The sequence below is a fragment of the Oryzibacillus soli genome (assembly GCF_051594765.1).
Classification (GTDB): Bacteria; Bacillota; Bacilli; order Paenibacillales; family NBRC-103111; genus Paenibacillus_AR.
Genome location: NZ_JBPPGJ010000004.1, coordinates 312,623 through 331,778, shown reverse-complemented (window position 1 = coordinate 331,778; position 19,156 = coordinate 312,623). Strand labels below are relative to the sequence as shown.

16 protein-coding genes are annotated in these 19,156 nt (G+C 58.3%); 10 read left to right on the top strand and 6 right to left on the bottom strand.

The genetic code is table 11. The annotated features are described in order from the left end of the window. The 3 genes from vanW to vanR form a co-directional block, all read right to left on the bottom strand. Positions 1-831, bottom strand: a complete 831-nt coding sequence (gene vanW, locus ACSEXW_RS07410) for a glycopeptide resistance accessory protein VanW (protein ID WP_438445469.1) — start codon at positions 829-831, stop codon at positions 1-3. A 148-nt stretch (positions 832-979) separates the two neighbouring features. Beyond that, positions 980-2,110 carry a vancomycin resistance histidine kinase VanS gene (gene vanS / locus ACSEXW_RS07405; protein ID WP_438445519.1) on the bottom strand — a complete coding sequence of 377 codons (1,131 nt, stop codon included), beginning with the start codon at positions 2,108-2,110 and terminating at the stop codon, positions 980-982. Next, positions 2,094-2,789, bottom strand: a complete 696-nt coding sequence (gene vanR, locus ACSEXW_RS07400) for a VanR-ABDEGLN family response regulator transcription factor (RefSeq protein WP_438445468.1) — start codon at positions 2,787-2,789, stop codon at positions 2,094-2,096. Before vanR ends, vanS begins: the two co-directional genes overlap by 17 nt. Before the next feature lie 250 nt (positions 2,790-3,039). Between vanR and ACSEXW_RS07395 the strand changes: the two genes are divergently transcribed. Further along, positions 3,040-3,474: a hypothetical protein gene (locus ACSEXW_RS07395; protein WP_438445467.1), complete on the top strand. Its 435-nt coding sequence runs from the start codon at positions 3,040-3,042 to the stop codon at positions 3,472-3,474. A gap of 78 nt (positions 3,475-3,552) precedes the next feature. Here the strand turns inward: ACSEXW_RS07395 and ACSEXW_RS07390 are convergent, their stop codons facing one another. Continuing rightward, positions 3,553-4,221, bottom strand: a complete 669-nt coding sequence (locus ACSEXW_RS07390) for a deoxynucleoside kinase (protein ID WP_438445466.1) — start codon at positions 4,219-4,221, stop codon at positions 3,553-3,555. 234 nt (positions 4,222-4,455) lie between these two features. Here ACSEXW_RS07390 and ACSEXW_RS07385 point away from each other — a divergent pair, with 234 nt between their 5' ends. Then, complete coding sequence (locus tag ACSEXW_RS07385; RefSeq protein ID WP_438445465.1) at positions 4,456-4,944, top strand: hypothetical protein; 489 nt, start codon at positions 4,456-4,458, stop codon at positions 4,942-4,944. A 34-nt stretch (positions 4,945-4,978) separates the two neighbouring features. Here the strand turns inward: ACSEXW_RS07385 and ACSEXW_RS07380 are convergent, their stop codons facing one another. Both ACSEXW_RS07380 and ACSEXW_RS07375 read right to left on the bottom strand, forming a co-directional pair. Continuing rightward, a complete protein-coding gene (locus ACSEXW_RS07380) occupies positions 4,979-6,727 on the bottom strand; it encodes an ABC transporter ATP-binding protein (RefSeq protein WP_438445464.1) in 1,749 nt (582 codons plus the stop codon). After that, a complete protein-coding gene (locus tag ACSEXW_RS07375) occupies positions 6,724-8,469 on the bottom strand; it encodes an ABC transporter ATP-binding protein (protein WP_438445463.1) in 1,746 nt (581 codons plus the stop codon). Before ACSEXW_RS07375 ends, ACSEXW_RS07380 begins: the two co-directional genes overlap by 4 nt. Before the next feature lie 147 nt (positions 8,470-8,616). On the opposite strand from ACSEXW_RS07375, the gene ACSEXW_RS07370 reads away from it, so the two are divergent. The 8 genes from ACSEXW_RS07370 to ACSEXW_RS07335 all read left to right on the top strand — a co-directional run bounded on the left by ACSEXW_RS07370 (position 8,617) and on the right by ACSEXW_RS07335 (position 19,104). Further along, the gene (locus tag ACSEXW_RS07370; protein ID WP_438445462.1) at positions 8,617-9,486 is read left to right on the top strand and encodes a LysR family transcriptional regulator; all 870 of its coding nucleotides are present in this window, start codon (positions 8,617-8,619) and stop codon (positions 9,484-9,486) included. Between the two features lie 113 nt (positions 9,487-9,599). Continuing rightward, entirely contained in the window at positions 9,600-10,103 is a 504-nt protein-coding gene (locus tag ACSEXW_RS07365; protein ID WP_438445461.1) for a hypothetical protein, read from the top strand. Between the two features lie 194 nt (positions 10,104-10,297). Continuing rightward, positions 10,298-12,067, top strand: coding sequence for a sensor histidine kinase (locus ACSEXW_RS07360; protein WP_438445518.1), 1,770 nt, complete (start codon positions 10,298-10,300; stop codon positions 12,065-12,067). After that, entirely contained in the window at positions 12,051-13,706 is a 1,656-nt protein-coding gene (locus tag ACSEXW_RS07355; RefSeq protein WP_438445460.1) for a response regulator, read from the top strand. Before ACSEXW_RS07360 ends, ACSEXW_RS07355 begins: the two co-directional genes overlap by 17 nt. Positions 13,707-13,821: 115 nt before the next feature. Then, entirely contained in the window at positions 13,822-15,246 is a 1,425-nt protein-coding gene (locus ACSEXW_RS07350; protein WP_438445459.1) for an ABC transporter substrate-binding protein, read from the top strand. Positions 15,247-15,336: 90 nt separating this feature from the next. Beyond that, positions 15,337-16,239 (top strand): carbohydrate ABC transporter permease, encoded by a 903-nt coding sequence (locus tag ACSEXW_RS07345; protein WP_438445458.1) that lies wholly within the window; start codon positions 15,337-15,339, stop codon positions 16,237-16,239. A 45-nt stretch (positions 16,240-16,284) separates the two neighbouring features. Next, positions 16,285-17,151, top strand: a complete 867-nt coding sequence (locus ACSEXW_RS07340) for a carbohydrate ABC transporter permease (RefSeq protein ID WP_438445517.1) — start codon at positions 16,285-16,287, stop codon at positions 17,149-17,151. Positions 17,152-17,175: 24 nt separating this feature from the next. After that, a complete protein-coding gene (locus ACSEXW_RS07335; protein ID WP_438445457.1) occupies positions 17,176-19,104 on the top strand; it encodes an alginate lyase family protein in 1,929 nt (642 codons plus the stop codon). Positions 19,105-19,156: the final 52 nt, after the last annotated feature.

Sequence of the window (19,156 nt, the reverse complement as noted above, 5' to 3'; positions counted from 1 at the left end):
TCATCCTGATGTCGCGTCCTGGATTTCCACATGCTCCGGCAGGGGGTAGCAGATCTTGCACCGGTTGGTATACAGCAGCTTCCGCCCCGTCACCTGACCGCTATCCGCGTCCAGGTCCGATCTCTCCACCTGCACATACTCATAGATCCCGCCGCTTTCGCGGATATATTCTATACCGCCGTTTGCAACCCGATACAGCACTTGCGGCCGTTTGTCCACGAACATCGTCCCCCTGATCGTCTCATCATCGAACGTCACTGAAATTTGATAGGTGCAATCGGTATCGTTTCGCGCCTGTAAGTCAATCCACCCCTCGTAGACGGTGGCATCCACCCCTTTGATCTCGTCGCTGTTCGGCTCGGGAAACTCCTTAACCTCGTGGCCGCTCCGTTTGGTGACCGTCAGCGGTGTGTGCAGAAGCATCCAAAACAGCAAATTGCTCATTTGACACAAGCCTCCGCCCGGAGCGGTGGTCAGGCTGCCATTAGTCACCGTAAGACCGTCCTTATAAGGAATCTCTCTGTTCGCATGACGGACAAGGCGCCAAAAGGAAAAGGTTTCGCCCGGCTTGATCACAAGGCCATTCAGGGTTTGGGCTGCCAGCTTCAGGTTAAATACCTTATTGTGCTGGTAGGTCATGTCAAAACCGGTATTGCGGTTGTATAATGCGCAGCTCGTTTCAAAGAGCGTATAAGGAAGCGGCTTCCCGTCTATGGCTTCCGCGTAACGGCGGCCATCCAACCGCATCCTGGCATAAAACCACATCTTCCGCTGCATGACCCTGAGCGGCAACAGGAAAGGGAATAACTGCGTCAATCTTTTTCTTCCCATAGGAGCACCTGCCTTATATTGGTCATAAAAAAAGCCCGTCTTTACGGTTACATTCTACCGCAGAAGAACGAGCCATTTTATAAGATGAAAAGGTTTATTTCCTAAGAAAAAGTAGAGATGACCTTGAGATTATCCTAAGAATCGGCGTTTATTTCGAGGCCGGAAGCTCCACCGTGAACGTCGTGTAGGTATCGCTGCTCTCTGCGTAGATCTGCCCGCCATGCTGAGCGATGATCTCCTTCGCAATCGCCAATCCAAGTCCCGCGCCGCCCGTGCCGGAAGAACGGGCATCGTCCAGCCGGTAGAACTTCTCGAATATGGTAGCGAGCTTATCCTTGGGGATGCTTCCCGCGTTCTTGAATACGATGGACACCCGATCCCCGGAGAGGCCCGCCGTAATGTCAATGACGCTATTGTCCTCGCTGTACGCAGCGGCGTTCTTCAAAATGTTGTTAAATACCCTTGCCAGCTTGTCGGGGTCGCCAGTGACGGTCAAATCCTCGGATGCATGGATGACGGCTTTTTTTCCATTAGAGGCAAGCAGGGGAAAGAACTCATCGGTCATCTGCACCAGCATATAGTACAGGTCGATGTGCACTTTCGTGAGCGCGATTGTCTGGAGGTTATACCGCGTAATCTCAAAAAACTCGTCAATGAGCTGTTCGAGACGGTAGGCCTTGTCCAATGTAATGTGCACATACTTTGCCTTCTGCTCGATTGGCATGTCCGGCGCTTCGTCAAGCAGGCTCAGATAACCGATAACGGAAGTAAGGGGCGTCTTAATGTCGTGAGCCAGGTACATGATCACGTCATTCTTCCGTTGTTCGGCCAGCTTGGCATCCTGCTCCCGCTTTTCTAGAGTCTGCTGCAATTGGTTAAGCTTCTTTTCCATAAACTCCATTTCTGCCGAAAGCTCGATGGGTTTATCATCGTTCCGAATCAGGATATCAATGCCGGTATTGATCTCGTCAAAGTACTTCACAAATTTAGAAAGCATGACGCGGCATAGAATAAGAATACTGATCACAATCGCCACGGAAATAAAAAAATCCATATTATCCCGAATGATCCGATGATAGAGGGCCATCGCGAGCCAATGATCAAAGTGAAACCGGTCTTCCAGAAGACCAACGATCCAATCCCCAACTGCGGCTTGCCGCTGGGTGATGACTCGTAACACATATACGAATACAACGGCTGCCATAACATTCACAAGGATATACAGATAGAGTTTTCGGATTAGCTTGGAATAATCGCTCTTTTTATTTCTCAATTTTATAGCCGACCCCCCATACCGTTTTGATATATTTCGGATTATCGAGGGTGTCGTTCATTTTTTGGCGCAGATGCCGGATATGCACGGTGATGGTGTTGTTGCTCTTGCTGAAATATTCGTCGCCCCAAATCGCATGAAATAGCTGCTCGGAGCTCACCACATTCCCCTTGTTCTCACAGAGGATGCGCAGTATGGAGAATTCAGTAGGTGTAAGGGATAGGGGCTTCTCGTTCAAAAAACACTCATGCGTATGAATATTCATGACGAGGCCGGAGTGGACAAGAATCGGGTCACTCTGCACCGCCGTTCCACTGAATTTCTTGTAGCGGCGCAATTGTGCCTTAACCCGGGCAACCAGCTCCAGCGGGCGGAAGGGCTTCGTGATATAATCGTCCGCGCCGATCGTCAACCCTGTGATTTTATCGATCTCCGTATCTTTTGCGGTCAGCATGATAATGGGGTAGGTGTGCTTGTCCCGTATCTTCTGGCAGATCGTAAGGCCGCTTGACCCGGGAAGCATGATATCCAGTAGGGCAAGATCGAACTCGTTCTTGTCGATACATTCCAACGCTTCTTGGGCCGTATAGGTCTTAAAAACCGTATAGTTCTCATTCCTCAAGTATAGCTCCACCAAATCGGCAATTTCGCGTTCATCGTCCACAATAAGGATCTTATCGCTCATCGTTATCAACCATCCTGTTTTGTACGGAGTCCGATCTCCACCCGCGACACGCGGAGGCAACACCTTTACAATAACGAAAGCCGATACAGACCGCAAGTCGGTAAAGAAGCGGCGTATGAAGAAACGAAGGGAATGTATGGGGAAATGAAAGAAAAGGTAGGAGGGGTTCAGAACGGCGGGAGTCCAAGCAGGTACTCCGATTCAAGCATATTCTATTGGGGAATATGGAGATGAAGGGGCGTGGGTACGCATGACCAAGCAGATCATTGATATGAGAACGTCCAGCCACAGTCCGGATGATGCTTTTACAACCCCGATTCCAGCGGCTCCTGGCGTGTTGTTCGGAGATATCGGATTGCAGATGACCGGCATCCTGCCGGAGAATCTGGGGAATGTCCGCGTGCTGCTGACCGGCTATGCCCAGATATCCGGATTGGGTGGGGAGGACAGCGTAACGATCCGGGTGTTTCGGGAGGGAACTGCGCCTGTCTTTGTCAGCAGCTATCCTTCTGGGGGTTCATCCTCTTTGACGTTCGGCTTCTCGGCTGTGGATTTCCCTCCGGAGCTGGTGGTGGCCCAGGGCCAGGTCCGGTACACGGCGACCATTGAGAACCCGGCAGGCACGGCTATATTGGGGGCGGCGAATTTCAGCGGCATCGCTGCAGCGGGGACGACGACATCCTAATGGAACTTCTCCAGCGAGGCTCTTCGTCATTGGTTATGACGGGGAACAAACGATGTCGTCCCCCGTTTCAACTATCGGTTATACGCCGGTGCTGACGGCGCTTTGTTGGGCCAGCCTGTCCCGGATGGAGGCTAACAGCATCTCCGCATCCTCCGGCCGGTTCACGACGTCGGTGACGTCCATGTCCACGATCAGCACGTCGGATGCGCCGTAGTGGCGGCTGACCCACTCGTCGTAACCGCTCCACAGGACCCGGTAATAGTCCACCAGAGCAGGGTCCTGCTCAAAGCTCCGTCCACGAAGCCCGATCCGGTGCATAACCGTATCGAAGGAGCCCTTCAGGTACACCATGAGGTCCGGCGCTTTCTTGGGCAGCTCCTCCAGCTCCTCCATCATGTTGGCGGCCAAATTCTCATAGACCTGGAACTCCAGGTCGCTCATACGTCCGAGAGTCTTGTTCACCTTGGCAAAATACCAATCCTCGTAAATGCTGCGGTCCAGAACATTGTGGCGGTTGCGGAGCGCCTGCTTGATGGCCTTGAACCTCGTATCGAGAAAATACAGCTGCAGCAGGAACGGATACCGATTCCTCTCAATTTCTTCCGGCGTTGCCGTATAGAATAAAGGGAGAATCGGATTCTCCTCCACGCTTTCATAAAAGACTTCGGACCCCAAGTGTTGGCCGATCAAGGCGGCTACCGAGGTTTTGCCGAGTCCAATCATTCCCCCGACTACGATCACGGACATATTCCCCTTTTCTCCTCATCTAGACCGGACGGATCCGGAAGTTGCTTATCTACGTTGATACAGCCCTCCTATTATACCAAGGAGATGGCCGGATGGCACTAGGGAAAGAATGTCTAAAATTTCCAATTCACGTAACTCCGTCCAGTCCATAGTACAAGTGCCGTATTGTGATGGTCCAACAAAACTTGGTAAAGTGAAAGAATCACCTGTTTTTGTTGCCGGAGGTTATTGCATATGGAAAACGAAGACTATGGAAAATTAATGCATATCATCCCTATGGTGCTGCGTGCTTACGAGGAAGAACGCGACATATTCCCGGACGGAGAAATTCCGTGGATTCCGCTAATTGATGCGGAGACGGATATTTCCCGGCTGCTGAATGCAGATGAGGTTGTCCTTCCCTATCCAGAGGTCACCGTTTTTATCGATTATCCGTTGAGCAGCCCCGTCTCCTTTGAGTTATGCTCGGAGGAGGGTTTTACCCGCGTCAGCTTGGTTCGGACCATCTCAGAATTGTACCAGCGGATATATCGGGAGGAAGAAGACTCGGCACAGACCAAAACGATCCCCCTGCAGGATCGGTCGAAGGTGCTGAATCGGAATGTGACGGATGGGAAGTACGGGATCGGCTATCATGACTTGGACGACTTGGACTTAAGTTTTATTGAAGTGGTGAAGACGGAGAAGGGGGACATTCATCTGCATCTGGGGATCGAATCGTAAAGGGGACCGCCTCTTCTGCAATGGGGTCCATTCTCTACGCCCCGGCTTGATTCTCGTATTGACTCGCATACAGCGCGGCATAATGACCGCCTGTACGCAGGAGCTCCGAATGGCTTCCCATCTCCACAATATCACCGTGATGCATATACAGGATCAAGTCCGATTCTCGGATTGTGGAGAGCCGATGGGCGATGACAAAGCTGGTGCGCCCGGCGGTCATTCGCTGGAAGGCCCGCTGGATTCTGGCTTCCGTCCGGGTATCGATGCTGCTCGTCGCTTCATCCAGGATCAGCATAGGCGGATCCGCCAGCATGACCCGGGCGATGGTGAGCAGCTGCATCTGGCCTTGGGACAGACTCCCGCCGGAGGCCGACACGACCGTGTCATACCCTTCCGGCAGCTGCTGAATGAAGCCATGGGCATCCGCCGCCTTCGCCGCCGCCACGATTTCCTCATGGGAGGCATCAGGCTTGCCGTAAGCGATATTGTCACGGATTCTTCCGTGGAACAGCCAGGTATCCTGAAGAACCATGCCGAACTGGAGGCGCAACCGGTCCCGGGGCATACGATCAATCGGAATCCCGTCCATCCGGATGCTTCCTTGGTCCGTATCATAGAACCGCATCAGAAGATTCACCAGGGTAGTCTTGCCCGCCCCGGTGCTGCCGACGATGGCGATCTTCATCCCGGGCCGAACGCTCAAGCTGAAATTCCGGATCAGCGGCCGGTCCTGCCGGTAGGCGAAGCTGATCCGATCGAAGACGATCTCTCCTGCCGGCTGGCCGAAGGTCCGGTCTTCATCGGGATCCGGCGTCTCTGCAGGCAGGTCCAGAATCTCGAAGATCCGGCGCATGGAGACGACGGCGGCCTGGATTTGGGATAACACGCCTGTAATCTCGTTCACCGGCTTGGAGAACTGGTTGGCGTAGATGATGAAGCCGGTGAGTGCCCCGATCGTAATCTCATGCCGTAGAATAGCCAGACAGCAGAAGATGCTCAAGATGCAGAAGGTCACGTTGGACACCAGCCTGGAGCTGGGATTCGCCAACGACCCGTAGAACTGAGCCTTCATCCCCGCGCGATAAAGCTCATCATTCTTCTCCTTGAAGGCTGCGTAAGCACGGTCTTCAAGCCTTAAGGCTTGAACCGTCTTCTGCCCGCCGATCATCTCCTCAATATATCCGTTCAGGGTGCCGGTCACCTTGGCTTGCTCGCGGAACAGCCGCTGGCTTCTTAACGTCAGGAACCGGACGAAGAAGAAGGAGGCGACAGCCAGCAGCAGAACGATGCCGGTCAGCTTCACACTGGTCCATAGCATGAACCCTAAGGTCCCCAGCAGGGTCAGCGTACTGGTGAAGGTAGCGGAGAGCCCCTGCTGCAGACCGTCGGATACGGTATCCGCATCGTTCACGAACCGGCTGATCAGGTCGCCATGCGGGTGGGAATCCAGCGTATGGAGCGGAAGCTCGTTCAGCTTGCGGAACAGATTCGTCCGGACCGCATGCACGAACCCGTACGCCATCCGTTGAAGCAGCACCGTCAAGGCCCAGCCGAACAGGCTTCCCAGAGCGAAGGTCAAGCCCAGCAAGCCAAGCAGGACCCACAACCGGCCAGCCGCCAATCGTCCCTCGCCCGTCATCAAATCCACGATTCGACCGATCAACAGGGGGCCAATTAAGGTGGCGCCCGTACCGATCAAGGCGCACAGCACCGCCCCGATCATCGGAAGGCGGTCGTGTGCCGTCAACCTCCCCATTCGTTTCCATCCCGATTGTCCGCTCATGACAGAGCCACCTCCGCTTCTTGTTGAGAGGAGCAAATCTCCCGGTAAAGCTGGTTCGTCCGGAGCAATTCCTCATGTGTGCCGATGCCGGTTACCGACCCTTGATCCAGCACGATGATCTTGTCGGCATGGCGGATGGTGCTCACGCGCTGGGAGATCATCAGGACGGTCATGCCGTGTTCTTCCATCATGGCTCTGCGAAGCTGGGACTCCGTCTTGTAATCAAGCGCGCTGAAGGCATCGTCCAGGATCAGAATGTCGGGGCGGCCGACTATGGCCCGAGCGATGGCGAGCCGCTGTTTTTGCCCGCCGGACAGGTTCTTGCCTCCTTGGTCCAGCAGGGTCGAGTACCCTTCCGGCCATTCCCGGATGAAGGCGTCCGCTTGAGCGATCCTTGCCGCTTCAAGGATCTCATCCTCGCCGGCCGATTCATGGCCGTAACGGATATTATCCATGATCGACCCGCGGAACAGAAGCGTCTTCTGCTGCACGTAGCCGATTTTGCGTCGTAACGCATGGAGCGGATACTCCTCCACGGAGAGCCCGTCAATCTCCAGAACGCCATGGGAGATGTCATAGAATCGGGGGATCAGTGCGGCCAAGGTGGACTTGCCGGAGCCGGTTCCTCCGATGATCCCCACCTTCTCCCCGGGCATGATCGTGAAGTCGATGCCGGTTAACGCGTTCTTCGGGGCCGATGCATAGGCGTAATCCACCGCATGGAACCGGATGGCCGGGATGCCGGTCTCCGGCCGGCCAGTGGTGTGCATGAGCGGCTCCGCAGCTGTCTCAGGGGCGAACGGTGCGGTCTCCAGCACTTCCCTGACACGCGACGCACAGGCGGATGCCTTCGTAAACAGCACGATCAGATTGGATACGACGATCAGCGCCAATAGCATCTGGGTAATATATTGGATGAAGGCGATCAGCTTCCCCTGGGTCAGGCCGCCTGTGCCGATCCGGAAACCTCCGTACCATAAGGCCAGGACGATGCCTGCGTTCAGGACCAGCATGGTCAACGGACTGAGCAGAGCAGAGATCTTCCCGACCCGAAGAACAGTTCGGGTCCAATCCTCCGAGGCTTCGGCGAAGCGCTGCTCCTCCCGGCTGCGTCCGGCGAAGGCTCGGATCACGCGAACCCCGCTGAGATTCTCGCCTACAATGCGGGTGATCCGGTCCAGCTTAGACTGGCAGGCATGGTACAGAGGCGAAGCTGCGGCACTGATCCGCCAGATGATGAGGGCCAGTACCAGCGTGGCCCCGATCAGGATGACCGACAGGCGGAAGTCCAGCAGCATGGACATGATGATGGCTCCGATGCAGATGAACGGAGCGCGGATGACCAGCCGGATCAGCATGGCCATCGCCACCTGCAGCTGATTGACGTCACTGATCAGCCGGTTCATCAGAGAGGGCGTGCCGAACCGGTCCAAGTCCGCATAGGACAGGGACGAGATGTGCCGGAACAAGGCATTGCGCAGCAAGGTTCCGAAGCCTTGAGAAGCCCGTGCGGCATAATATTGACAGATTAAGGAGCAGCCGTAGCCCAACATAGACATGATCAGCATCAGGGTGCCGAGCCATAAGATGACGGAGCGGTTCCCTTCGGCTACTCCGTGCTGAATCATATAGGCCAGGAGAGTCGGAAGGAGAAGCTCCAAGATCGCTTCGATCAGCTTGAAGAAGGGGCCCCATAGGAGTTCCTTGCGAAAAGGCATAAAATAGGCGGAAAGCTTAAACATGAGGGATCATCACCTTGCAGCATGGGGTATTGACTTCGCGTCGTCGTCGTTTAAGATTATGGCATAAGATCATCCATATGAATAATATGGGATTCGTATATTTTCAATATGTTTTTCATATGTCATTAACATTGTGCGGGGGAATCCATGGATATCCGGCAGTTAAAATATTTCCTGACCATAGCAGAGGAAGGGCAGATCACATCTGCAGCCAAGAAGCTGCGCATGGCCCAGCCGCCGCTTAGCCAGCAGCTGAAGCAGCTGGAGGACGAATTGGGGGTCAAGCTGATGGAACGAGGGCCCCGGCATATCCGGCTGACGGATGCCGGGGAGATGCTGCTCCGGCGGGCAAGACAGATCATCGAATTGACCGAATCCACAGCAAGGGAGATTGCCGATTCCGTGAAGGGCTGGACCGGCACCCTGACCATCGGCACGGTGTCTTCATCAGGCGCAACCTTGCTCCGGCACCGCTTGACGGATTTCCATCAGAGCCATCCCGGCGTCAAATATGAGATTCATGAAGGAAATACCTTCCAGGTCATGGAGATGGTGACCTCGGGAATCGTCGAGATCGGGATCGTCCGGACGCCGTTCTCACTTCCCGGCAATATGGGGTGTAGAATCACGGAGAAGGAGCCGATGGCGGCCGTCATGACGAGAGAGCACGGCTGGAAGGGAGAGGAGGCCGTGACCGAACTCGCGGAGCTTCGGGACAAGCCGCTGATCATCTATCGCCGGTTTGAAGAGCTAATCCGGACAAGCTGCCAGGACCATGGCTTCGATCCGGTCTTCATCTGCATGAATGACGATGCCCGCACGACGCTGATGTGGGCCGGGACCGGGCTTGGGATCGGAATTGTTCCCCGGTCCGCCGTGTTCGCAGCGAACAGCTCCGGTCTGATGGTGAAGGAGATCGTTCAAGAATCCATGCAGACCAGTGTGGCCGCCATCTGGATGAAGGACAAGTATATCTCCAAGCTGGCCCAGCAGTTTCTCGAACGGTTCGGAACATAGGCGGATATCGGTCTCCAGACGGAGATGATTCTCTTCCTGGGACGGGGGACACCTGGCAGGAACTGTGATATTCTGGAACCATTCCAAACAAGTGAATGGAGAGATCCCCTACTATGAACCGCAACGCCTTTCTCGGATTGATCTTGGTAGCCCTCGGACTCGGCATGTTCTTCCTGGGGAAGATCGACGTCCATACCGGTACGATCTTCACCTACTTCTGGCCCTCCATGTTCGTGATTCCGCTTGGATTGTTCTTCCACTGGCTGTACTTCAGCGTGCTTCAACGCAGAGGCGTCGGCGTGCTCGTCCCCGGAGGGATCCTCCTGGTAACCGGGATCGTCTGCCAAATCTCCATGCTGTTCAACAGCTGGGACATCCTGTGGCCCGGATTCATTCTGGCTGTGGCAGCCGGGTTGTTCGAGCTCTACTGGTTCGGAGGCCGGAACAAATGGCTGCTCATCCCCATCAACATCCTGACCGTTCTGTCCGTCCTGTTCTTCAGCATCTTCTCCGTGGCCTCCATTCTCGGCAAGCTCTCGAGCGGAGAGCCCATCATTGCCCTCCTGCTGATTGGGGCCGGGGTACTGCTGATGTTCAAGCGCAGACCGGCGTTATGATCAGACTGGAAGCAGGAAGCAAGCTGGCACCGACCTCCATCGGTGTCAGCTTCTTTTTTTAAGCTTCACCGTCGTTTTTTCCCTCAAGAAAGTGGAAAATCCCCCCCAGCCCCGACCTGTCCGGCCTGGAGTCCCGATGCTAGAATAGAGGGAGAGCCCGATTCAAGGGAAAGGAAGAAACCCCCGTGAAAACCATGCTGTACCGCATCTCTCTGAAGAGCCGACTCTGGCTCTCCTTTGTGCTTCTGGTCGCCGCCTCCGTGGCCGCGACAGGGGCCTTGTCCTTCCGGATCAGTGCCGGCGTGATGGAGAAGAATGCCTCCCGGCTTAGCCAGCAGAACCTGGACACCTCGGCGAAGGCTCTGGACGAGCAGGCCAAGCGGCTGGTGGTGGCCGTGCTCAACATGACCATCAGCGAGCCCTTCACGGAGTTGATGAAGGATGTGCGCAAAGACAACCAATACGGCTATTACATCAATTCCACCTCCATGGACACCCTGTTCGCCCAAGCCAAGCTGACGGAGCCCTTGATCGACTCCATCTACGTGGGGACACCCATCGGGGAATTCTACTCCTCCAGCTTCTACCGCAACTACGGCTATTCCTTCTATGAGTCCCCGCTGTTCGTCGGGTTGCAGGAGAACCGCAAGCCACGCTGGATCGAAGGCCATACGGACCGCCTGTTCCGGGGGGAGGAGCATGTGGTGTCTCTAGTCATGGGGCTGCCGGACCCGGAGGCGCCGAAGGTCTATTTCGTACTCAATGTGAAGGAGAAAAACCTGCGGAGCCTCGTTACCGATTCCCTGTCCAACCGGGGCAATCCGGAGGTGCTCCTGATCAACCGGAAGGGGGACAGCGTGTTCAGTCTGCAGGAAAGCCAGCCCGTCTCGATGGACCCGGAGTTCCTCCAAGCGAACATGGGCAAGGAGGCGCGAGGGCACTTCGAGGGGAAGCTGGACGGGAAGCCGTATCTGTTCGACTTCGCCCGGCTCCAGGTCGCCGCGGACTGGGTGCTGGTCAGCGTCCAGGCTCGATCCGAGCTCTTGGGCGAGCTGGCGTGGATCAAGTGGGCCACTGCACTGATCACCCTGCTGTGCATCGCCATGGCGCTGATCCTGTCCAACTGGCTGACCGGATTCCTCCTTAAGCCGCTGAGACACCTTCAATCGCTCATGAAGCGCGCCGGGGGCAGCGACCTGTCGGTGCGGTTCGCCAGCCCGTACCGGGACGAGGTGTCCCATGTGGGCATGAAGTTCAACAGTATGCTGGAGGAGATCGGCGTCCTGATCGAGGAAGTGAAGCTGGCCGAGAAGGAGAAGCGGCGGTCGGAGGCCAAGGCCTTGCAGGCCCAGATCTCCCCCCACTTTCTGTACAATACGCTCAATACCATCGTCTGGAAGCTGGAGACCCGGGAGGTCGAGGAGTCCAAGGAGATGGTCGTGGCTCTGTCTCACCTGTTCCAGCTGGGGCTGAACGGCGGACAGGAGCTGACCACCCTCGACAAGGAGCTCCGGCATGTCGGGTACTACCTGACGATCCAGCAGAAGTGTTATGAGGAATTGTTCGACTATGAGATCCGCGTGGAGGAGGAGCGCCTGCTGGCCCTTCCCATGGTGAAAATATTGCTGCAGCCTCTGGTGGAGAACACCCTGCTGCACGGCTTCCGGAACCGGGAGAGCGGCGGCTTCATCCGGATTCACATCCGGGAAGCGGACGGGCAGCTGGAGATTGCCGTGGAGGACAACGGCTCGGGGATGGACGCCCCCCGCCTTCAGGAGTCGCTGAAGGAGCCCGCAGCCGGCCGCAAGGGCTACGCCCTGCGCAACGTCTACCACCGGCTGAAGCTGTACTTCGGAGACGAGGCCTCCATGGAGCTGCACAGTGTCCCGGACGAGCGGACAGCCGTCATCCTGCGTATTCCCATGAGAGCGGAAGGAGAGAGAACTAGTGAGCTTCAAGCCTGATTCTAACCTGAATTCGGCGGAGAGGGACATCACCTTGGTGGTGATCGACGACATCCGCAGCGTCACCCGGGGAATCCGGGAGGTCATCACGCCGGAGGTGCATGGAGTCCGCGTGGCCGGTACGGCGGGCAACGGTCTGGAGGGACTCCGGCTGGTGCTGGAGCTGCGTCCGGACATCGTTCTGACCGATATCCGGATGCCGCATATGGACGGCCTGGAGATGACCCGGTCCATCTTGGAGGAGCATCCCGGCTGCAAGATCCTGCTCCTGAGCGGCTATACCGACTTCGAGTATGCCCAGGAGGCCATACGGTTGGGCGCTGTGGATTTTTTGACCAAGCCTTTCCTGAAGGACACGCTCGTTCAAGCGGTCCTGAAGGCCAAGAAGCTGGTCGAGGACGAGCGCCACCGCAGGGAGGAGCACCTGGAGACGGAGCGCCGCATGAAGGAAAGCCTGCCTCTTCTGCGGCAGGAGTACCTGCACCTGCTCCTCCGTTATGGCTCGGATGCCGAGAAGCAGGCGGAGCGCTGGGAATATCTGAATCTGACCCTGGAACGGGAACGCTTCGGGGTGTTCCAGGTGTCCATCGATTCGTTCGCCGAGCTGACGGAGGGCCGCACCATCCGGGAGGCGGAGCTGGCGCGCTTCGCCGTGCAGAACATTCTGGAGGAGACCCTATCGGAGGTGACCCGGGCGGTGGTATTCCGCGAGCAGTGGGACGGGTTCGTCTGTCTCTTGAACCTCCCGGAGCCCAGCCGGACCGAAGGGCTGGAGGAGCTGGCGGACCGCTGCAGGGAGAACGTCGGGCGCTATTCCCGATACACCGTGTCCATCGGGGTAGGCCATATGGCCGAGCGCATGACGGACCTGCCCGCTGCTTACAGCCAGGCGGCCGAAGCACTGTCCCATACGTTCTTCACAGGCGGCAACAGCGTCTATCTGTTCCGTAGCGACCCAAGCCCACGGCCCCGTGCGGCGGCTCCCCGCTACTCGCCGGAGCAGGAGAAGGAGCTGTTCTTGTATCTCCGTACGGGACACTGCGCCAAGGCCACGGCTCTGCTCCACGAAATGACGGACGTGTATGCGGGGGGCCGAGCCCGGCCGGACGAGCTTCGGCGCATGGGCTATGAGCTGGGGCTCCTGCTGTACCGGGAGTTTACGGGAATCCTGACGGACCCGGCCCAGACGGACCGCCTGTCCGAAGCGGTGGAGTCGCTTCGCAAAGGCGCTTACGCGGGCTTCCAAGGCCTAACCGGCCTCTTGGAGGGAATGGTCGTGACGGGCTGCGGCATGATCCTGGAGCAGCGGGAGCGGGAGGCGGATTCGGCGGTGGACCGCGCCGTCCGTTATATGGCGGAGCACCTCGACCGCAATCTGTCGGTTCAGGATCTGGCCGCCCACGTTTTCTTAAGCAGCAGCTATTTCTCCAACCTGTTCAAGAAGGTGAAGGGCATGACCTCCATGCAGTACTTCACGGCCATGCGGATGGACCGGGCCAAGGCGATGCTTCTGGAGGGTCGCCAGGTCCAGGACGTGGCCCTGTCCGTCGGCTATGAGGACCGTCCGTACTTCTCCGACGTGTTCAAGAAGCACTTCGGCATGACTCCGACGGAGTTCAGGCAGAGCTACGAACCGTGATTTTTTCCTCCCGAATAGTGATTTCTCCCTCCTTACGGATCGAAGCTCCAGGTGTAGGATAAGGATGTAAGCGATAACAACAGATCCATAGAGAAGATAAGGGAGGCAACTCAGTATGAAAAAAAAACCGGTGTACATGGCTCTGTCCGGAGCCCTCTTGCTCACCATGACGGCCTGCGGCTCGGAGAGCGGCAGCGGGTCCGGCAGCTCGGCCGCTCCGTCGAAGAGCTCCGCAGGAAGCGCTCCGGCGGCCGCTGCCACCAGCGCCGCTTCCGGCCCCAAGACCAAGCTGACGTACTGGACCGGCGACCGGGGGGCCGCCGACCACGTGAAGGCGGAGGTGGCCAAGTACAACGCCGAGAACAAGGATAACATCGAAGTGGAAGTCACCATCATGGCGGACAACTACGATCAGTCCGTTGACGTGGCCTTCGCCAGCAACCAGGCGCCGGACATCATTAAGATGTCTAACAGCAACTTCCCCTCCTTCACCAAGAAGGGTTATCTGGAGCCGCTCGATTCCTATATGACCCCCGACTTCAAGAAGCGGTTCGAGAAGCAGCTCCTGGAGGGCGGCAACCAGATCGACGGCAAAACCTACTCTCTGCCCAACTACGGTATTACCTGGCGCCTGATCTACAACGTCGATCTGTTCGAGAAGGCCGGCATCAAGGAGCCGCCGAAGACGCTGAAGGAGCTGGTGGAGACCGCCAAGAAGCTGACCGAGGCAGGCAAGGCGACCGGAGCGTACGGCTTCGCAGGCAACTTCAAGAACAACGGGGGCTACGCCCGTTCGGCCAACCCGATCGTGGCCATGAGCGGCGGCACCTTGGACGGCTTCGACTTCAAGACCGGCAAGTTCGACTTCACGAGCCACAAGCCGATGCTGGAGGCTCTCCGCCAGATGCGCAAGGACGGCAGCATGCTGCCCGGCGTGGAGCAGCTCGACATCGACCCGCTGCGGGCCCAATTCGCCGAAGGCAAGATCGGCATGTACATCAACCACGCCAGTGAGCCGGGCGTCTACAAGAACCAGTTCCCCGCCAAGATCAAGTGGTCGGCGGCCCAGCTTCCGACATTCGACGGAACGGTCAAGGGAGCGGCTCCTTTCTCCAATGCGACCGTCTGGCTCGGCATCAGCTCCAGCTCCAAGCAGAAGGATAAGGCCTGGAAGTTCCTCCAATACATGTACAGCCCGGAAGTGCTGAAGTCCTACCAGGAGGACAGCGTCGGCATCTCGGCGGTGCCGGACGTGCTGGCCGTGGCCAAGAAGCCGAACATCCCCGGCATGGAGCTGTTCGTACCCACCAAGTATGATGCGATGTATCCGGTCGTTCCGTCTGTCACGCCGGAGGGCAAGAACCTGGGAGACGAAGCGTTCAAGTACATCCTGGACGGCGGCGATCTCGACAAAGTGATCAACGATCTCAACACCCGTTACAATGCCGCTCTGGACAAGGCGAAGCAGGCTGGCACCGTGAAGAACCAGCCGGATCCGAATTTCGACCCTGCCAAGCTTCAGGGCACCCTTGTGAAATAACCATGCCCCGGCAACACCCAGGCATGAACCTGACGGCCCCCGGCACCGGGGGCCGTTCCACTCCCTAACACCGGAAGGAGCGGCACTAATATGAGAAAAACAGGAGAGAAGCTGTCGCCGTACGTCATGACGTTTCCCAGCTTGTTCCTGACTCTGGCCTTGGGCATCTACCCGATCTTATGGGCCATGCGCTACATGTTCTACAGCTATCCGGGCTACGGAGCCAAGAAGTTCATCGGCTTCGACAACTTCACCCGGCTCTTCCACGATGCGGAGTACGGCAGGTCGGTGGTGAACACCCTCGTCTACGCCGGCGGCAAGATCGTCATCACCCTGCCGGTAGCCCTGCTGCTTGCCGTCATCCTGAACAGGGCTTTCCGGGGACGGAACCTGTTGAAGGCCATCTACTTCCTGCCCACGGTCATCAGTACGGCGGTTATGTCCGTCGTCTTCTACGTCATCTTCAACTCGTACAACGGGATTCTGAACCAGTATCTGATGCGCTACGGTATCGTGAACACGAACGTGGACTGGCTCGGCGTCAAGCTCTCCATGCTGACCATGATCATCATCGCCATCTGGGGGGCCATCGGGAACTACATGCTCCTGTTCCTGGCCGGCCTACAGAACATTCCCTCCGATATTTACGAGAGCGCTTCGATTGACGGGGCCAACCCTTGGCAGACGTTCTCCCGGATCACCGTCCCTCTCCTGGGGCCCGTGCTGCAGATGATCATTCTCCTGGCTATTACGGCGGCCTTGAAGGGCTATGAGAGCATCATGGTATTGACCGAAGGCGGTCCGGTGGGCAAGACCGAGGTGATGTACCTCTACGTCTACAAATTGTTCTTCCCCATCTCCTCGGCCGGGGCGGCGGTGGAGCAGCAGATCGGGTACGGCAGCGCCGTCGGCTTCGTGTCGGCCCTGATCGTTGGCGCGGTGACGGTGGGCTACTTCGCCCTGTCCAAGCGGTTGAACCAGGTCTATGAATAGGAGGCGCACCCCATGAATTCAACCCATACGATTCCGAACCGTCCGATGGCCGTCCGCAAGGCGGCGCGACTCCTGTCCTCTCCGGGCAGGCTGGCCGCCTGGCTCCTGCTCTGGAGTTTCCTGTTGGCAGTCGCGGCCGTAACGCTGTTCCCGGTGGTCATGACGTTCCTCGGCTCCTTCAAGTCCAACGCGGAGGTAACCGGTGGCGGCACCTTCTGGCCCTCGGTCTGGCGGTTCTCCAACTATACGGAGGCTTGGAAGGGCGCCAATTTCGCCAAGTTCACCTTCAACAGCCTGCTGGTCGCTGCCGTAACGACGGCGGGCGCCCTGCTGGTCGCTTCCATCGCAGCCTACGCGGTGGACCGCAAGGAGTTCGTCGGCAAGAAGCTGTTCGTCGCCCTCCAGGCCTCCACCATGTTCATCTCCATCGGAGCCGTGGTGCTCCGGCCCCAATTCGAGATGATGGTGCACCTGAACCTGCATAAGTCGCTCTTAGGCGTCATCATCATCCTGATCAGCGGACACGCCGCTACGTTCTTCACCCTGCTGGGGTTCTTCAAGGGCATACCGAAGGACCTGGACGAGGCCGCGCGGATCGACGGCTGCAACGTATATTCCGTATATTGGCGGATCATCCTGCCCCTGTTGGCGCCGGGTCTTGGCGTGGCCGGCCTGTTCGTCTTCCGGAATGCCTGGAACGAATACATCCTGCCCTTGGTCTTCACGATGACGAAGCCTTCACTCCAGACGCTGACCGTCGGCTTGGCCGGGCTCCGGTACGGAACCTCGGCCGCCGCGCAGACCCATCTCATGATGGCGGGGGCCGTCATGTCCATTCTGCCGATCCTGATCGTCTACGTGCTGGCGAACAAGACCTTCATGAACGTCACCAGCGGCTCGGTCAAGGGGTAAACGATACGAAGGAGGAGCACATTCATGTCCGACAAAAGATGGTACGCCACCCGGGAGGAGCTCGGGGACATGGCGCGGGACTATGCCCGGCGGAATCCCGAGGCGGCGACCCGGACGCTGGAAACGGCGGAGATGGCCCGCAAGGGAAGGTTCCGGGTGGAATTCTCCATGCTGGCGGACCGCTGGGTGGACCTGGGAGAGCCGGTGGATTGGCTGGCCAATCCGTCTGAGGATCCTGAGTTCACCTGGATTCTGAACCGGCACTGGCATATGCGGGAGATGGGCCGGGCCTATCTCCTGAGCGGAGAAGAGGGATTGGCGGAGGCCTGCAAGGAACAGCTCGCCTCCTGGATCCGGCGGATTCCGGCTCCGGCCGGTCCGGACTACCGGGAGGCGGTTTTCTTCCAGAAGCGAGGACCTTGGAGGCTCCTGGAGACGGGCTTGCGTCCCCAGTCCTGGATCTTCGCCGCCGTCTGTATGGAGGAGGTGTGGGAGCGGGATCCCGGCTTCATGACGCTCTTCCGGAGCGCATTGGCGGAGCATGCGGACTACTTGTCCGCTTATCTGGGGGATCCGGATATCAACCACGCCACCATGCATATGCAGGGGCTCTTCACCATCGGCGTGTACTTGGAGGAGCATCCCCGGTCCCCTTATTGGCGGCAGCTGGCGAAGGAGCGGCTGGAGCTGTGCCTCTCCCGTCAATTCGGGGCGGACGGCGTGCAGAATGAGCTGGCGCCCCATTACCACAATGTGTCCATCGAGTGCTTCGCGCTGCCGTACCGGCTGGCGGAGCTGGCCGGAGATCCGTTCCCGGCGGCTTACGGCGAAGCTCTGGCCCGGATGGCCCGGTTCACGGCCTGCACCATCCGGCCCGACGGCCGGACCAGCGCCTTCTCCGATTCGGACTCCACCGTGTGGGGGCCGGAGAAGCTGGCGCTGCTGGGCGAGGTGCTGGGGCGGCCGGACTACCGGGCGGCGGGCTGCATGAGCGCGGAGCTGTCGTGGCTGTTCCCGGGGAGCGGCGGAGACGCGGCCGGCGGGAATGGTGCGGAACGGGGGAGCGGCGTTGTGCTGGAGGCGCGGGAAGAAGGGGCGCTGCATGCTTTTCCCGAGGCGGGGTATTACATCCTGCGGGGGCCGGAGCACTACCTGATGTTCGACGCGGCTCCCTTAGGAGGTGCCCACGGCCATGCAGATGCGCTCCACTTCGAGTGGTTCTGCAAAGGAAGGGCGGTGTTCCTGGATAACGGACGGTACACCTATGAGGAAGGAGAGGCCCGGCGGTCCTTCAAGGGGACGCTGGCCCACAACACGGTAACCGTTGACGGCCTGGATCAGACGGAATATGTGTCGAGCCAGGCTTGGTCCGCGAGGGAGGCTAAGGTGCGGCTGCACAAGGCATTTCGGGAGGGGAACCGGACGTTCCTCGACGCCTCCCATGACGGATATGCCCGGTTGGACACTCCGCTGGAGCACCGGCGCTTCCTCGTCCTGGACGAGATGCAGGGGAGGCTGGTTGTCGTGGATTGGCTGCTGGGCCAAGGTACGCACCGGCTGGTGCAGAGCTTCCATCTGCACCGGGATACGCGGATTCGGGGCGGCTCGCACAGTCAAGAGCGGTCGCTGGAGCTGGACCTGGAAGGCAGCGGGGAGCGGCTGGGACTCCGGTGGTTCAGCGGGGGCGGCTGCGGGGAGCTTCGCATGGACGAGGCAACTGGGGAACGGTCCGACCGGTATGGCTTCAAGGAGACGGTCCCGGTGCTGCGGGCGTCTGCCCGGATGGAGGGGAGCACCGGACTCGTATGCTGTATTGCGCCGGACGGCTGGAGCTGCGCCGGTGCCGTGGCGGACCCGGAGACATTGACCGTGAGACTGACTTGGCGGCACCCGGAGCTTGGGACGGAATTCTGGACGCTGGATACCGCCGGAGTCCGATTGGAGAGGAGGTGAGAGGTCCATAGGCCGGCTTGGGCTGAAGTGCAAGTTCACTCGATCGATTGAA

Bases quoted from the DNA above. Each gene is read 5' to 3' on its own strand.
- ACSEXW_RS07385 (WP_438445465.1), top strand. From the start codon at position 4,456: ATGGAAAACGAAGACTATGGAAAATTAATGCATATCATCCCTATGGTG.
- vanR (WP_438445468.1), bottom strand. From the start codon at position 2,789: ATGAGCGATAAGATCCTTATTGTGGACGATGAACGCGAAATTGCCGAT.
- ACSEXW_RS07375 (WP_438445463.1), bottom strand. From the start codon at position 8,469: ATGTTTAAGCTTTCCGCCTATTTTATGCCTTTTCGCAAGGAACTCCTA.
- ACSEXW_RS07350 (WP_438445459.1), top strand. From the start codon at position 13,822: ATGAAAAAAAAACCGGTGTACATGGCTCTGTCCGGAGCCCTCTTGCTC.
- vanW (WP_438445469.1), bottom strand. From the start codon at position 831: ATGGGAAGAAAAAGATTGACGCAGTTATTCCCTTTCCTGTTGCCGCTC.
- ACSEXW_RS07360 (WP_438445518.1), top strand. From the start codon at position 10,298: ATGCTGTACCGCATCTCTCTGAAGAGCCGACTCTGGCTCTCCTTTGTG.
- ACSEXW_RS07395 (WP_438445467.1), top strand. From the start codon at position 3,040: ATGACCAAGCAGATCATTGATATGAGAACGTCCAGCCACAGTCCGGAT.
- ACSEXW_RS07380 (WP_438445464.1), bottom strand. From the start codon at position 6,727: ATGAGCGGACAATCGGGATGGAAACGAATGGGGAGGTTGACGGCACAC.
- ACSEXW_RS07345 (WP_438445458.1), top strand. From the start codon at position 15,337: ATGAGAAAAACAGGAGAGAAGCTGTCGCCGTACGTCATGACGTTTCCC.
- ACSEXW_RS07390 (WP_438445466.1), bottom strand. From the start codon at position 4,221: ATGTCCGTGATCGTAGTCGGGGGAATGATTGGACTCGGCAAAACCTCG.
- ACSEXW_RS07370 (WP_438445462.1), top strand. From the start codon at position 8,617: ATGGATATCCGGCAGTTAAAATATTTCCTGACCATAGCAGAGGAAGGG.
- ACSEXW_RS07340 (WP_438445517.1), top strand. From the start codon at position 16,285: ATGGCCGTCCGCAAGGCGGCGCGACTCCTGTCCTCTCCGGGCAGGCTG.
- ACSEXW_RS07335 (WP_438445457.1), top strand. From the start codon at position 17,176: ATGTCCGACAAAAGATGGTACGCCACCCGGGAGGAGCTCGGGGACATG.
- ACSEXW_RS07365 (WP_438445461.1), top strand. From the start codon at position 9,600: ATGAACCGCAACGCCTTTCTCGGATTGATCTTGGTAGCCCTCGGACTC.